This window comes from Bacillus sp. z60-11, from assembly GCF_046464135.1.
Taxonomy (GTDB): domain Bacteria; phylum Bacillota; class Bacilli; order Bacillales; family Bacillaceae; genus Bacillus; species Bacillus sonorensis_A.
The window spans coordinates 142,920-156,020 of the sequence record NZ_JBIYSN010000006.1 but is presented as its reverse complement, the minus strand read 5'-3'; the positions used below and the strand labels follow the sequence as shown (position 1 = coordinate 156,020).

The window sequence follows — 13,101 nt, the reverse complement described above, 5'->3', positions numbered from 1 at the left end:
AATGGATATGACTTATGATGAAAAAGGTCATCATGAATTAACACCGCCCGCTGAAGCTTCTGAGCAACAATCGGCCCCGCTGTTGGAGCATGCCTATGCCGGTTTTTGGATCAGATTTTGGGCTTTTCTGCTCGACGGCATTGTCGTCGGCAGCTTGAACCGCTTAGTGATATCTCCTGTTTTCAGCTTGCTCAATCTACCGAAAGAATCTGGGTTATTTACGTTTTCACTATACTCGGTCACGACGGCTATCGTGTTTTTTGCCTACTTCGCCGTCATGACAAAGTACTTTAGGCAGACATTGGGCAAAATGGTATTCGGACTGAAGGTTGTGTCACTGATTCCGGAAAAGGGGCTGACATGGGATGTTATCCTCTTCAGAGAATTCATCGGCCGCTACATCAACAGCCTGTATATCACGTATATCGTAGTGGCGTTTTCGCCGAAAAAACAAGGTGTCCACGATTTTATAGCCGATACAGCAGTTGTACATGAAAAATTGTATCGGAAAACAAATAAAGCAGATGAAAACCCGGCTATTTAAAGCCGGGTTTTTTGCTGTCTGAAGCCGCCATGTTTATTTTGTCGGATTTCTTCCCATAATGCCTAGTATAAGAGGAAGTGAAATCATGGTATACATATGGATTGCCGGAGCGCTGCTTCTGTTGGCAGCGGTTTTGATCATGAAAATCCGCGTGGCGGTTGAATACCTTCATTCATCTGATGATGACCGCCTGACAGTTAAGATTCGAACGGGATTCGGCCTTCTTCACATCAAAAAGGAAATTCCCCTGATAAAAGTCAATCCGGATGATATGACGATCGATGTGAAAGAACGGACGAAAACAGCCTTAAAAAAAGATCAAAAGAAAAGAAAAGTCGGCCACGGGGAAATGCTGGATCAAATAAGGCAGATGAAACAGCTGGTCGAACAGGTCATCAATCTTCAGCCGATCGTCCGCGGATTTTTGAAGCGAATACATGTGACAAAACTGGAATGGACGTCTGTACTCGGATTTTCCGATGCCGCTTTAACCGGAATAATCACGGGTGCTGCCTGGTCTGTTAAGGCATGGGTGATCGCTGTGCTGGATCTGCTTTTTTGCTTTGATCATCAACCCGATTATGAAGTGATCCCTGCTTTTAACCAGCCGTCCTCCAAAACGCACCTGACATGTATATTCCATTTTCGCCTTGGACATGCTATAACCGCAGCTTTCAGAATCGTTATTCATTGGAAAGGGAAAATGCGCGGCTTGTTTAAGCTGCCTAAACATCTGTCGGGTTCAACAAAGAATGATTCATCAGTATAGGAGGAAATGAATATGGCTGAACACCCAATTCAAGGTTTGATGAAAACCGCAATGGAAAATTTAAAAGAAATGATCGATGTCAATACCATTATCGGAGATCCTGTAGAAACACCTGACGGCAGTGTCATTTTAACCGTCTCCAAAGTCGGCTTCGGGTTTGCAGCGGGAGGAAGCGAGTTCAGCGGCAATAAACCAGCGGAATCAAAAGCAAGCGACGGAGAGCGCGAGCGGAAGGAAGCGAAGCTTCCGTTTGGAGGCGGCAGCGGCGGAGGTGTCTCAATCACACCGATCGCCTTTTTGATTGTCGGCTCATCGGGCGTCAAAATTCTGCATTTGGATGAAAATACGCATGTCGTTGACAAAATTTTGGAAGCGGCCCCGCAAACGATTGAACGGATTCAGCAAATGTTTAAGAAAAACGCCCAGCAAAAACAACAGATGAATCAGCAAAACAACACACCGTTTTAAAGAATAGCAGCCCTTCAAAGTTAACTGCCTGATGCAGTTAACTTTTTTCTGTTCGTTTTTAAACGTAAGTTTTGCAGTTTGGCCTAAACTCTTTTATAGTAGAGTCATACATAAGTGAAGGAGGAATGATGATGGCTTCAATTACATTTAAAGGAAACCCTGTGACACTGGTAGGGTCAGAGGTGCATGTCGGAGACCAGGCTCCAGATTTCACGGTGCTCTCCAACTCGCTAGAAGAAGTGACACTTCAAGATATCAAAGGCAAACCGGCGATTATTTCTGTCATCCCATCTATTGACACAGGGGTATGTGATGCACAGACCCGCCGTTTCAATGAAGAAGCCGCAAGCCTCGGTTCAGTGAAAGTGTATACAATCAGTGCAGATCTTCCGTTTGCACAGGCACGCTGGTGCGGGGCAAACGGTATCGAAAATGTGGAAACATTGTCAGATCACCGCGAGATGTCATTCGGGGAAGCGTTTGGCGTTTATATCAAGGAATTAAGGCTGCTTGCCCGCGCTGTATTTGTTTTAGATGAAAACGGAAAAGTCGTCTATACTGAATATGTCAGTGAAGCGACAAATCATCCGGATTATGAAAAAGCGATTGAAGCTGCCAAATCGCTCGTGAAGTAAAATGAACGTTTAAAGGGCTCCAGGTGATCAACTCCCCGGAGCTCTTTTCATGGACTCTGATTTTTTAATAAGGAGAGACATTATGGAGAACAATCAAGTGGAAACAATATATGAATGGCTTGACGTAGGGGCGAACATCATTGCCGGCGATCGGGACATTCCATACTTAGAGGCTCTGGCAGAGGCTGGCGAGGCGTACTTTTCTGAGGATGCAAACCGCGGATTGTCTGAAGCAGCTGCACAAAAACTGGAGGCTCTTATCGGCAAAGTCCGCTTTTTTGAATGCAGCCATGAATCGATACGCAAAGCGTTCCAGCTGGCCATACTGAAAGGCCAGAAGGAAATTCCCCATCCGAACAGACAGATGACGCCGGATACCATCGGCTTATTTATCGGATATCTTGTCAACAAATTCATGGAGAGCAAAAAAGGGATGACGCTTTTTGATCCGGCAGTCGGCACCGGCAACCTTTTGCTTGCCGTTTTAAACCAGCTTTCTCATGAGGCGGGCAAAGCCTTCGGCTCAGACATTGACGATGTACTGATCAAGCTCGCGTATGTTCAGGCCAACCTTCAGCAAAAAGAAATTGAATTGTTTAACCAGGACAGCTTGCAGCCCATTTTTATGGACCCGGTCGATACGGTTCTCTGCGATCTTCCTGTCGGATACTATCCGGATGATGAAAGCGCTGCGGCATTCCAGCTGAAAGCCGATGAGGGACACTCTTTTTCACATCATCTGTTCATTGAACAAAGCCTGACATACGCAAAGCCGGGCGGATATTTATTTTTCATGATTCCGAACCATTTGTTTGAAAGCAGCCAGAGTGAAAAACTGCGCACCTTTTTAAAGGATCATGCGCATATTAATGCAGTTCTCCAGCTGCCATCATCGATTTTTAAAGATGAGGCGCATGCCAAAAGCATCCTGATCCTGCAAAAGCACGGGGAACAGGCGATCGCGCCGAAACAGGTGCTGCTTGCTCAAATCCCGTCGTTTTCAAATCAAGAAGCGATGCTCAACATGACGGCTAAACTCGACAATTGGATTCGGCAGGAAAAGAACTAAGCAAGTCAGAGATGGTATTCTCTGACTGTTTTTATTTTCAGAAAATAATAATTTCTTGTTGAAAACGCTATCATTCAAGATCTCGACTTGAAAAGGATTGTTCTTTAGTGTTTAAATGAGTAAGGCAGATATTTTTTGAATTTACTAAGAACGATTTTATACATATTTTTTATGATCCGGGTCGAACATAAAGTCACCGGACTATAGGTAAAAAGGAGCGTCATTTTATGTCCAAAATTATCGCAATCAATGCTGGAAGCTCATCACTGAAATTTCAACTGTTCGACATGCCCAGCGAAAAAGTATTAACAAAAGGTTTAGTTGAACGAATTGGGCTGGACAACGGCATCTTCACCATTTCTGTCAACGATGAAAAGAAAAGTGAAACAACTGATATTCCGGATCATTCCGTAGCCGTAAAAATGCTGCTGGATAAACTGACAACATTCGGCATCATCAAGGATTTAAATGAAATCGACGGAATCGGCCACCGCGTCGTTCACGGAGGCGAAAAGTTCAGCGACTCCGTTTTATTGACGGATGAAATGATCCATGAGATCGAAGAGATTTCAGAACTCGCGCCGCTTCATAACCCGGCCAATATCGTCGGAATCAAAGCGTTTAAAGAAGTTCTTCCAAATGTTCCTGCCGTGGCCGTTTTTGATACAGCATTCCATCAAACGATGCCGGAACAATCTTATTTATACAGTCTGCCATATGAATATTATGAAAAATTCGGGATCCGTAAATACGGTTTCCACGGTACATCGCATAAATATGTAACTGAACGTGCGGCAGAGCTCCTCGGCCGTCCGCTTGAAGAACTTCGCCTGATCTCCTGCCACCTCGGAAACGGGGCGAGCATCGCAGCTGTTGAAGGCGGCAAATCAATCGATACATCAATGGGCTTCACTCCGCTTGCGGGTGTGGCGATGGGGACGCGTTCAGGAAACATCGACCCTGCACTCATTCCGTTCATTATGGAAAAAACGGGACAAACAGCTGACGAAGTCCTGAACACGCTCAACAAAAAGAGCGGTCTTTTGGGTGTTTCCGGTTTCTCAAGCGATTTGCGCGACATCGTTGAAGCGGCTAAAGAAGGCAATGAGCGTGCGGAAACAGCGCTCGAAGTGTTCGCAAGCAGAATTCATAAATACATCGGTTCTTATGCAGCAAGAATGAGCGGTGTAGACGCGATCATTTTCACTGCCGGCATCGGCGAAAACAGCGTTGAAGTCAGAGAACGCGTTCTTCACGGACTGGAGTTCATGGGCGTATATTGGGACCCTGCACTGAATAATGTCCGCGGAAAAGAAGCGTTTATCAGCTATCCGCATTCTCCTGTCAAAGTCATCATCATTCCGACGAATGAAGAAGTGATGATTGCAAGAGATGTTGTAAGATTGGCCCAGTAATTTTAAAATGGCAGCCTTCTCTAGAGAGAAGGCTGTTTTTTTATCACCGCTTCCCTTTATAATAAAAAAGGAATGCAAAAAAGGAGGCGTCATCCATGAGTGTTGAGCAGCACAAAAAAGAAGCGCCCGACCGGGTCTTCTGCAAGGTCATTACTGTTAGTGATACGAGATCGGAAGAAACGGATAAAAGCGGGCGGCTGATGAAAGAATTCTTGAAGGAAGCGGGCCATGAAGTGATCTCATATGACATTGTCAAAGACGAAAAAGAAGCCATTCAGGCGGCAGTGTTTGAAGGCTGCCTTGATGACCGCATCGATGCGATTTTGCTGAACGGCGGGACAGGCATAGCAGCAAGGGATGTGACGATCGAATCGATTGTCCCCCTCTTTTCAAAAGAGATTCCGGGTTTCGGGGAAATATTCCGCATGCTCAGCTACACGGAGGATATCGGTGCAAGCGCGATTCTTTCAAGAGCGGCGGCGGGCGTTATCCAAAACAAGGCCGTTTTTGCGACGCCTGGTTCAAGCGGTGCGGTGAAGCTTGCGATGTCAATGCTGATTGTTCCTGAAATCGCCCATGTCATCAGAGAGCTGAGAAAAGACAAGCAGTCAACAAAATCCGATTGATGCAACCAAAACAGGCTGAATATGAACTTCATTCATTAAAAATGAATGAAGTTTTTTTTATAAAAAGGTTGAAAAAACGAGACTTCCTTGTTAAAGTGTATACATATTAAATGTATTTTTATTAGACAAAACTTATTTTTATACAAAAAAGAGCACCTAGATGAGAGGAGTTTTACAAAATGACGCAAAAGAAAAAAGTGGTTTTAGCATACTCGGGAGGGCTTGATACCTCTGTCGCGATCAAATGGCTTCAGGAGCAGGGATATGATGTGGTGGCCTGCTGCCTTGACGTCGGCGAAGGGAAGGACTTGGCATTCATTCAGCAAAAAGCGCTTCAGGTTGGAGCTGTTCATTCTTATGTCATCGATGCAAAAGAAGAATTTGCACAGGATTTCGCTCTGATCGCCCTTCAGGCTCATACGCTGTATGAAGGGAAGTACCCGCTTGTCTCAGCTCTTTCAAGACCGCTGATCGCAAAGAAGCTGGTTGAAGTGGCAGAAAAGGAAAATGCCGTAGCCGTAGCACACGGCTGCACCGGAAAAGGAAATGACCAGGTCCGTTTTGAAGTGTCCATTAAATCGTTGAATCCGGATCTGGAAGTTCTTGCGCCCGTCCGCGAATGGAAGTGGTCCCGCGACGAAGAGATCGCATATGCAGAAAAACACGGTATTCCGATTCCGATCAATCTTGACAGCCCATATTCAATCGACCAGAACCTGTGGGGCAGAAGCAATGAATGCGGCGTTCTTGAAGATCCATGGGCAGCGCCTCCTGAAGGAGCGTATGATTTGACGAAGCCGCTTGAAAAAACCCCTGATTCGCCTGAAGTGATCGAAATTGCTTTTGAACAAGGAATTCCGGTATCAATCGACGGTGTTCCGTATTCCCTGTCAGACTTGATTTTGAAGCTGAATGAACTGGCAGGCGAGCATGGCGTGGGACGTATCGACCATGTGGAGAACCGCCTTGTCGGCATCAAGTCCCGTGAAGTCTATGAATGTCCGGGCGCGATGACTTTGATCAAAGCGCACAAGGAGCTGGAAGATTTGACATTGGTGAAAGAAGTGGCGCACTTTAAGCCATTGATCGAGCAAAAAATGGCGGAAGTGATTTATAACGGACTGTGGTTTTCTCCTTTGAAAGATGCCCTTTTCGCTTTCCTGAAAGAAACGCAGCAGCATGTCACAGGCGTCGTCCGCGTCAAGCTGTTTAAAGGCCATGCCATCGTTGAAGGCCGTCATTCCGAGTACTCTCTCTATGATGAAAAACTGGCGACATATACGAAAGATGATGCTTTTGACCATCATGCGGCAGTCGGTTTTATCGAACTGTGGGGACTTCCGACAAAAGTAAACAGCATCGTCAAAAAAAAGGAGCAGATTAAAGCATGAAAAAGCTTTGGGGAGGCCGGTTCCAAAAAACACCGGAAAAATGGGTCGATGAGTTCGGGGCCTCGATCCACTTTGACAAAGCGCTTGTAAAAGAAGATATCGCCGGGTCTCTCGCGCATGCTTCCATGCTTGAAAAATGCGGCATTTTAACCGAAGCTGAAGCGTCCAAAATAAAAGAAGGTCTGACATCTCTTTTAAATAAAGCGGAAAAAAACGAACTCGATTTTTCGGTTGATTATGAAGACATTCATTTAAATCTTGAAAAAATGCTCATCGATGAAATCGGACCGCTCGGCGGAAAGCTTCACACGGCCAGAAGCCGAAACGACCAGGTTGCGACCGATATGCATCTGTATTTAAAACAGCATACAGAGCATATCATCGAGCTGATTGCCGCCTTTCAAAGTGTGCTTGTCGAGAAGGCGGAGGAACATGTGGAGACGGTTCTTCCCGGCTATACGCATCTGCAACGGGCTCAGCCGATTTCTTTCGCCCATCACCTTTTAGCATACTTTTGGATGCTTGAGCGTGATAAAGAACGCTACAATGACTCGTTAAAACGGATCAATAAATCGCCGCTGGGCTGCGGAGCCCTTGCAGGGACGACATTTCCGATTGACCGTGAATATTCGGCCGAACTGCTCGGCTTTGATTCGATTTATGAAAACAGTCTTGACGGGGTCAGCGACAGGGATTTCATCCTTGAGTTTTTAAGTGCAAGCAGCATTTTGATGATGCATTTGTCGCGATTTTCCGAAGAAATCATCCTTTGGTGCTCACAGGAATTTAAGTTTATCGAACTTGACGACACATATGCGACAGGCAGCAGCATGATGCCGCAGAAAAAAAATCCCGACATGGCTGAGCTCATCCGCGGAAAAACCGGGCGGGTATACGGCGATCTTCTTGGGCTTCTGACGATCATGAAAGGTCTTCCGCTGGCTTACAATAAAGATTTGCAGGAAGATAAGGAAGGCATGTTTGATACGGTTCAAACGGTGGAAGGAAGCCTTGAGATCTTTGCCGGCATGATTCAAACGATGACGGTCAACAAAAGCATGATGAAAAAAGCGACGGAACAGGACTTTTCAAATGCAACAGAGCTTGCCGATTATCTGGCGAAAAAGGGAATGCCGTTCAGAGAAGCGCATGAGGTCGTCGGCAAGCTTGTCTATACTTGTATTGAGAAAGGCATTTTCCTGAAGGGTCTGCCGATGGAAGAATTCAAAAAGGCGAGCGGGCTTTTTGAGGAAGATGTTTACATCGTGCTTGACCCCCATCATGCGGTTGAGAAAAGAATGAGCGAAGGCGGAACCGGATTTAAAAAAGTGGCGGAAGCGATCCAAAAAGCAAAACAATCTTTAAACAATTTTTAACATGACCCGATTTCGATTCATAACTATGCTGATCAAAGGCAAAATAAAGCTGTGAATCGAAAAAGTGGGGTGTAGGAATGAAAAAGGATCAGTTACAATCGGCATATTTGTTTGATGCCGATGGCGAGAAAGAAACCGTCCAGCAAATCTCTGATGCCTATTTCAGCGGATTTGTAGCTCATGATGACGAACAGCCGCTTTTAGATCAAGACAAACAATAAAAAGCCGGCGCAGGCTGAAGCCCGATTGAACAATCGACGGCTTCAGCTTTTTTTAATGGCTGCATTTTTGAAAAATGCCGATGCTCTACATGTGATATCCTCATGGTTTTGTAGTAAAGTATAAGTAGAAAAGAATATCATGCCAATGATGGAGAATTCCGAGAACCAATGCTTGGGGGGAAATGATGTGCGCCATGCGTTAATTACAGCCGGCTCAAAAGGTTTGGGGCGTAAAGTGACCGAAGCGCTCTTGGAGAAAGGGTATTCAGTGACGGTCAATTACAGGCAGGATGAAGAAGCCGTCAGCCGCCTCAAAAGAGAATGGCGGTCATGCCTCGACCGTCTGCAGTTTGTAAAGGGAGATGTCACGAAAAAGGAAGATTTGCTTCACATGGTGAACGCTGCTCTCGAGCGGTTTGGAAAAATCGACCTGCTGATTAATAATGCCGGCCCATACATATTTGAACGGAAAAAGCTGGCGGATTATACTGATGATGAATGGTATAACATGCTTGAAGGCAATCTAAGCGCTGTCTTCCATTTGTTTAAAGCGGTCATTCCAAGCATGAGAAGCCGCAAGTTCGGCCGTATTATCACCTACGGATTTCAGGGAGCAGATCACGCGCCCGGCTGGCTGCACCGCTCCGCTTTTGGAGCGGCGAAAGTCGGACTTGCTTCATTGACGAAAACGATCGCCATCGAGGAAGCGGGCTCGGGCATTACGGCCAACATGGTCTGCCCGGGCAACATCGTCGGGGAGATGAAGGAAGCCTCGATCTCGGAAGCGAGGGCTTCGCTTGACAACGAAACACCGATCGGCAGGTCGGGAACGGGTGAAGACATCGCGAGGATCATCGCATTTCTTTGTGACGAAGATTCAGACTACATTACAGGAACGGTGATTGAGGCGACAGGCGGCTTAAATGTGATAAACCGCCATTCTCTCTAAGCCGTTTTTAAAAAAGATATTAGGGGTGGATATGATGAAAGTGACTTACCATGGCCATTCAGTGATCTCAGTTGAGACGGGAAAGCATAATATCATATTTGATCCGTTTATCACAGGAAACACATTAACAGATTTAAAGCCTGAAAACGTCAAAGCGGATGTGATTCTTCTAACGCACGGCCACAATGACCATGTCGGCGACACAGTGGACATCGCCAAGCGTAACAACGCGCTTGTCGTAGCTCCGAATGAACTGGCGGTTTATCTCGGCTGGAAGGGGCTGAATGTACACCCGATGCATATCGGCGGCTCTCATCAGTTCGATTTTGGGAAAGTGAAATTAACCCAGGCTTTCCATGGCTCAGCTTATACCGAAGAAGACGGCCATAAGCTGGTCTATACGGGAATGCCTGCCGGGATTCTCTTGACTGTTGAAGGGAAGACGATTTTTCATGCAGGGGATACCGGTCTCTTTTCAGATATGAAGCTTATCGGTGAACTGAATCATATTGATCTCGCATTTTTGCCGATCGGCGACAATTTTACGATGGGCCCGGAAGATGCAAAGCTTGCTGCAGAGTGGCTCAGGGCGAAACAAGTCGTTCCCGTCCATTATTCCACATTCCCTGTGATCGAGCAGGATCCGCACGCCTTTGCAGACAGCCTGCCGGGCGGCGTCGGAAAGGTGCTTGAGGTCGGCGGTTCGATCGAATTGAAATAGGCCTGGCCGCACCGGATTTTCTAACGGGATCAATCGCAATAAGCTTTTAAGCGTGGATTCGCAAATGAATTCACGCTTTTATTTTGATTGATAACGAACCCAGTGTTTTATCCATTTCGCTTCAGGTTTTTACGTATGAATATTGTTGTGCGGTGAGAACGAATGTGCAAAAATAGATGTGAACTGGGGGTGTGAAAATTGAAATATACTTGTCCATGTTGTGGTTACAAAACCCTCGATGAAAAACCCCCAGGCACATTTGACATTTGCGCTGTTTGTTTTTGGGAGGATGACGAAGTCCAATACGATGATCCCGATTTTTCCGGCGGTGCCAATATTCCTTCATTAAAGCAAGCGCAAAAAAACTTTCTTGAATTTGGGGCTTGTGAAGAAAGATGTATTGAATTTGTTCGAAAACCAAATAAGGATGATATAAAAGACCCTGATTGGAGATCACTAGAAAAAGATTAAAATCATGATTTTTATGAATCATGGAACCTCAACGGGAAGAGATTTATGGGGTCTTTTGATCTTATATGTCAATCAAAACATGTCGATCATGATAAAATAGAGCGAGAGACGATTAAAGCAGTGTTGGAGGATGATGATGAGGGTATTGAAATACGCGATTTTAGGATTGCTTGATAAAGGCAGCCTCAGCGGCTATGATATGACCAGCCGTTTTAAAGCTGAGCTCGGCCAGTTTTGGTCAGCGAAGCACAGCCAGATTTATCCCGAGCTGAAAAAGCTGACAGATGAGGGGTTTATTGAATTTCAAACCGTGATTCAAGGGGAGAAATTGGAAAAGAAAATGTACTCCATCACACCGGAAGGCAAGCGCGAGCTCCACGAGTGGCTCACAGCCTACAAGCCTGTCCCCGATACGGTGAAAGACGAATTTATGCTAAAGGCATATTTTATCTCTTCGATGGAGCTTGATGAAGCCAGAGGCCTTTTTTCCGACCAGCTTCTGAAACGAAGGAAAAAAGCCGCCTTTTTAAAAGAAAGGCTTCAAGAGCTGAAAGATGAAGCGGATGATCCGGTTTCCTTTCAGTCTCCGCACTTCGGCCATTACTTGGTTTTGACAAGGGCGCTGGAGCGGGAAAATGGTTATTGTTCCTGGCTGGAGAACGCGCTGAAGCTGATGGAGGATGGCGAGCCCCCTGCTTGAATGCCTTGAGCCGGATTGCGGTCAAAACGCCCAAGCATTTATAATAAAATCATATCTAGCAGTCAGAGGATGAAGGTGAAACGAGTGGCAACAAAGCATGAACAGATTTTAAAATATATCGATTCCTTACCCGTCGGCGAAAAAATCTCTGTCAGACGGATTGCCAAAGAGATGAAAGTGAGTGAAGGGACGGCTTACAGAGCGATTAAAGAAGCTGAAAACAAAGGGTATGTCAGCACGATCGAAAGAGTCGGAACGATCAGAATCGAACAGAAGAAAAAAGAAAACATTGAAAAGCTGACCTATGCAGAAGTAGTCAATGTGATTGACGGGCATGTCCTCGGCGGGAAAGCAGGGCTCCATAAAACGCTCAATAAATTCGTCATCGGTGCCATGAAGCTTGATGCGATGATGAGATATACCGGAGCCGGCAACCTTTTGATTGTCGGAAACCGGTTCGATGCGCACCGCCAGGCCTTGGAAGCGGGTGCGGCTGTTTTGGTAACAGGCGGCTTTGACACGGAGCCGGAAATTATTGAGCTCGCTGACAGGCTCGAGCTGCCGGTTATATCGACAAGCTATGACACCTTTACCGTCGCAGCGATGATCAACAGGGCGATCTATGATCAGCTCATCAAAAAAGAAGTCGTGCTTGTTGAAGACATTTTGACCCCGCTCGAAAAAACGGTCTGCTTATCACCGCATGAAAAGTTGGAAAGATGGTATGAAAAAAACTTTGAAACGGGTCACGGCCGCTTCCCGGTCGTTGATGATCAGATGAGAATCCACGGCATTTTGACCTCAAAGGATGTGGCGGGGTATGACCGCTCTGTGCTGATTGAAAAAGTCATGACGAAAAATCCGATTACGGTGGTCGGCAAAACATCTGTTGCTTCCGCGGCGCAGATGATGGTCTGGGAAGGAATTGAAGTGCTTCCTGTTGTCGATGAACGCCAAAAGCTGATCGGCATGATCAGCAGACAGGATGTTTTAAAAGCGTTGCAAATGATTCAAAAACAGCCGCAGGTCGGTGAAAAGCTCGATGACATCATAACGGGCGGTTTCAAGGAATCGGAAAACGACAAGACCAAGCCCACACCTGTATATCAATATGAAGTTACACCGCAAATGACGAATCATTTGGGGACGATTTCCTACGGCGTATTTACGACTATACTGACCGAAGCGGCAAACCGCTTTTTGCGTTCGCGCAAAAAAGGCGACCTTGTCATCGAGAGCATGACGATTTATTTTTTGAAGCCGGTGCAAATGGAGTCTGTCATTGAAATTAAACCGAACATACTTGAAGCCGGAAGGAAATTCGGAAAAATGGATATAGAAGTCTTTCACCAAGGTGCTCTCGTCGGCAAAGCGATGATGATGATTCAGCTGATGGAAAGAAGCTAAGGGACGTGCCGATGTCCCTCTTTTTTTCTCAGGCGTTTTCCCTTTCGTTTTCTTTGGCAAGGAGAGGGACATAGTGCTTATAAGCTTTATATCCGGCCCACATGCTTCCGAGTCCGGTCAACACAAAAATGACGCCGATCACGGCGGTGAGCGCCCCTCTGTATAAAAACAGCTGGTTGATCCCGAAAAACATGATAAAAAGGCCTAAGCTCATACTCGATTTGGCGGAGAAGTATTCCTTTTCAACCGCCCTTTTTGTGCGCACATATTTTACTTTGTAGAACACATACAAAATGGCTGAAACCACAATGAAAAAAACAAAAAACGGCATAATCGACA

General features: G+C 45.9%; 16 protein-coding genes. 15 read left to right on the top strand and 1 reads right to left on the bottom strand.

All coding sequences use genetic code 11. From position 1 onward, the window contains the following. Position 1 precedes the first annotated feature (1 nt). From ACINLD_RS17120 to ACINLD_RS17050, 15 genes are all read left to right on the top strand, one after another. Positions 2 to 544, top strand: a complete 543-nt coding sequence (locus tag ACINLD_RS17120; RefSeq protein WP_026588256.1) for an RDD family protein — start codon at positions 2 to 4, stop codon at positions 542 to 544. 85 nt (positions 545 to 629) lie between these two features. Then, positions 630 to 1,313: a DUF2953 domain-containing protein gene (locus tag ACINLD_RS17115; RefSeq protein WP_026588255.1), complete on the top strand. Its 684-nt coding sequence runs from the start codon at positions 630 to 632 to the stop codon at positions 1,311 to 1,313. Between the two features lie 12 nt (positions 1,314 to 1,325). Beyond that, entirely contained in the window at positions 1,326 to 1,781 is a 456-nt protein-coding gene (gene ytfJ / locus ACINLD_RS17110; protein WP_026588254.1) for a GerW family sporulation protein, read from the top strand. A gap of 131 nt (positions 1,782 to 1,912) precedes the next feature. After that, on the top strand, positions 1,913 to 2,416 hold the full coding sequence (tpx, locus tag ACINLD_RS17105) for a thiol peroxidase (protein WP_026588253.1): 504 nt from the start codon (positions 1,913 to 1,915) through the stop codon (positions 2,414 to 2,416). Positions 2,417 to 2,498: 82 nt separating this feature from the next. Further along, positions 2,499 to 3,485 carry a class I SAM-dependent methyltransferase gene (locus tag ACINLD_RS17100; RefSeq protein WP_026588252.1) on the top strand — a complete coding sequence of 329 codons (987 nt, stop codon included), beginning with the start codon at positions 2,499 to 2,501 and terminating at the stop codon, positions 3,483 to 3,485. 227 nt (positions 3,486 to 3,712) lie between these two features. Then, positions 3,713 to 4,900, top strand: a complete 1,188-nt coding sequence (locus tag ACINLD_RS17095) for an acetate kinase (protein WP_026588251.1) — start codon at positions 3,713 to 3,715, stop codon at positions 4,898 to 4,900. A gap of 95 nt (positions 4,901 to 4,995) precedes the next feature. Further along, entirely contained in the window at positions 4,996 to 5,526 is a 531-nt protein-coding gene (locus ACINLD_RS17090) for a molybdenum cofactor biosynthesis protein B (RefSeq protein ID WP_410207096.1), read from the top strand. Between the two features lie 179 nt (positions 5,527 to 5,705). Continuing rightward, complete coding sequence (locus ACINLD_RS17085) at positions 5,706 to 6,917, top strand: argininosuccinate synthase (protein WP_026588249.1); 1,212 nt, start codon at positions 5,706 to 5,708, stop codon at positions 6,915 to 6,917. Then, positions 6,914 to 8,293, top strand: coding sequence for an argininosuccinate lyase (gene argH, locus ACINLD_RS17080; RefSeq protein WP_026588248.1), 1,380 nt, complete (start codon positions 6,914 to 6,916; stop codon positions 8,291 to 8,293). Before ACINLD_RS17085 ends, argH begins: the two co-directional genes overlap by 4 nt. A gap of 77 nt (positions 8,294 to 8,370) precedes the next feature. Further along, entirely contained in the window at positions 8,371 to 8,514 is a 144-nt protein-coding gene (locus ACINLD_RS17075) for a hypothetical protein (RefSeq protein ID WP_179115701.1), read from the top strand. 187 nt (positions 8,515 to 8,701) lie between these two features. After that, positions 8,702 to 9,463, top strand: a complete 762-nt coding sequence (locus tag ACINLD_RS17070) for an SDR family oxidoreductase (protein WP_026588247.1) — start codon at positions 8,702 to 8,704, stop codon at positions 9,461 to 9,463. Positions 9,464 to 9,497: 34 nt separating this feature from the next. After that, complete coding sequence (locus tag ACINLD_RS17065) at positions 9,498 to 10,184, top strand: metal-dependent hydrolase (RefSeq protein ID WP_026588246.1); 687 nt, start codon at positions 9,498 to 9,500, stop codon at positions 10,182 to 10,184. A 198-nt stretch (positions 10,185 to 10,382) separates the two neighbouring features. Continuing rightward, a complete protein-coding gene (locus ACINLD_RS17060; protein ID WP_410207095.1) occupies positions 10,383 to 10,655 on the top strand; it encodes a CPCC family cysteine-rich protein in 273 nt (90 codons plus the stop codon). Positions 10,656 to 10,791: 136 nt separating this feature from the next. Continuing rightward, entirely contained in the window at positions 10,792 to 11,355 is a 564-nt protein-coding gene (locus tag ACINLD_RS17055) for a PadR family transcriptional regulator (protein WP_026588244.1), read from the top strand. Positions 11,356 to 11,439: 84 nt separating this feature from the next. Then, positions 11,440 to 12,762: a DRTGG domain-containing protein gene (locus tag ACINLD_RS17050; RefSeq protein WP_410207094.1), complete on the top strand. Its 1,323-nt coding sequence runs from the start codon at positions 11,440 to 11,442 to the stop codon at positions 12,760 to 12,762. A gap of 28 nt (positions 12,763 to 12,790) precedes the next feature. Here the strand turns inward: ACINLD_RS17050 and ACINLD_RS17045 are convergent, their stop codons facing one another. After that, positions 12,791 to 13,093 carry a YtpI family protein gene (locus ACINLD_RS17045; RefSeq protein WP_026588242.1) on the bottom strand — a complete coding sequence of 101 codons (303 nt, stop codon included), beginning with the start codon at positions 13,091 to 13,093 and terminating at the stop codon, positions 12,791 to 12,793. Positions 13,094 to 13,101 lie beyond the last annotated feature (8 nt).

Coding starts and splice junctions, on each gene's coding strand:
- ACINLD_RS17120 (WP_026588256.1), top strand. CDS start 2: ATGGATATGACTTATGATGAAAAAGGTCATCATGAATTAACACCGCCC.
- ACINLD_RS17115 (WP_026588255.1), top strand. CDS start 630: ATGGTATACATATGGATTGCCGGAGCGCTGCTTCTGTTGGCAGCGGTT.
- ytfJ (WP_026588254.1), top strand. CDS start 1,326: ATGGCTGAACACCCAATTCAAGGTTTGATGAAAACCGCAATGGAAAAT.
- tpx (WP_026588253.1), top strand. CDS start 1,913: ATGGCTTCAATTACATTTAAAGGAAACCCTGTGACACTGGTAGGGTCA.
- ACINLD_RS17100 (WP_026588252.1), top strand. CDS start 2,499: ATGGAGAACAATCAAGTGGAAACAATATATGAATGGCTTGACGTAGGG.
- ACINLD_RS17095 (WP_026588251.1), top strand. CDS start 3,713: ATGTCCAAAATTATCGCAATCAATGCTGGAAGCTCATCACTGAAATTT.
- ACINLD_RS17090 (WP_410207096.1), top strand. CDS start 4,996: ATGAGTGTTGAGCAGCACAAAAAAGAAGCGCCCGACCGGGTCTTCTGC.
- ACINLD_RS17085 (WP_026588249.1), top strand. CDS start 5,706: ATGACGCAAAAGAAAAAAGTGGTTTTAGCATACTCGGGAGGGCTTGAT.
- argH (WP_026588248.1), top strand. CDS start 6,914: ATGAAAAAGCTTTGGGGAGGCCGGTTCCAAAAAACACCGGAAAAATGG.
- ACINLD_RS17075 (WP_179115701.1), top strand. CDS start 8,371: ATGAAAAAGGATCAGTTACAATCGGCATATTTGTTTGATGCCGATGGC.
- ACINLD_RS17065 (WP_026588246.1), top strand. CDS start 9,498: ATGAAAGTGACTTACCATGGCCATTCAGTGATCTCAGTTGAGACGGGA.
- ACINLD_RS17055 (WP_026588244.1), top strand. CDS start 10,792: ATGAGGGTATTGAAATACGCGATTTTAGGATTGCTTGATAAAGGCAGC.
- ACINLD_RS17045 (WP_026588242.1), bottom strand. CDS start 13,093: ATGCCGTTTTTTGTTTTTTTCATTGTGGTTTCAGCCATTTTGTATGTG.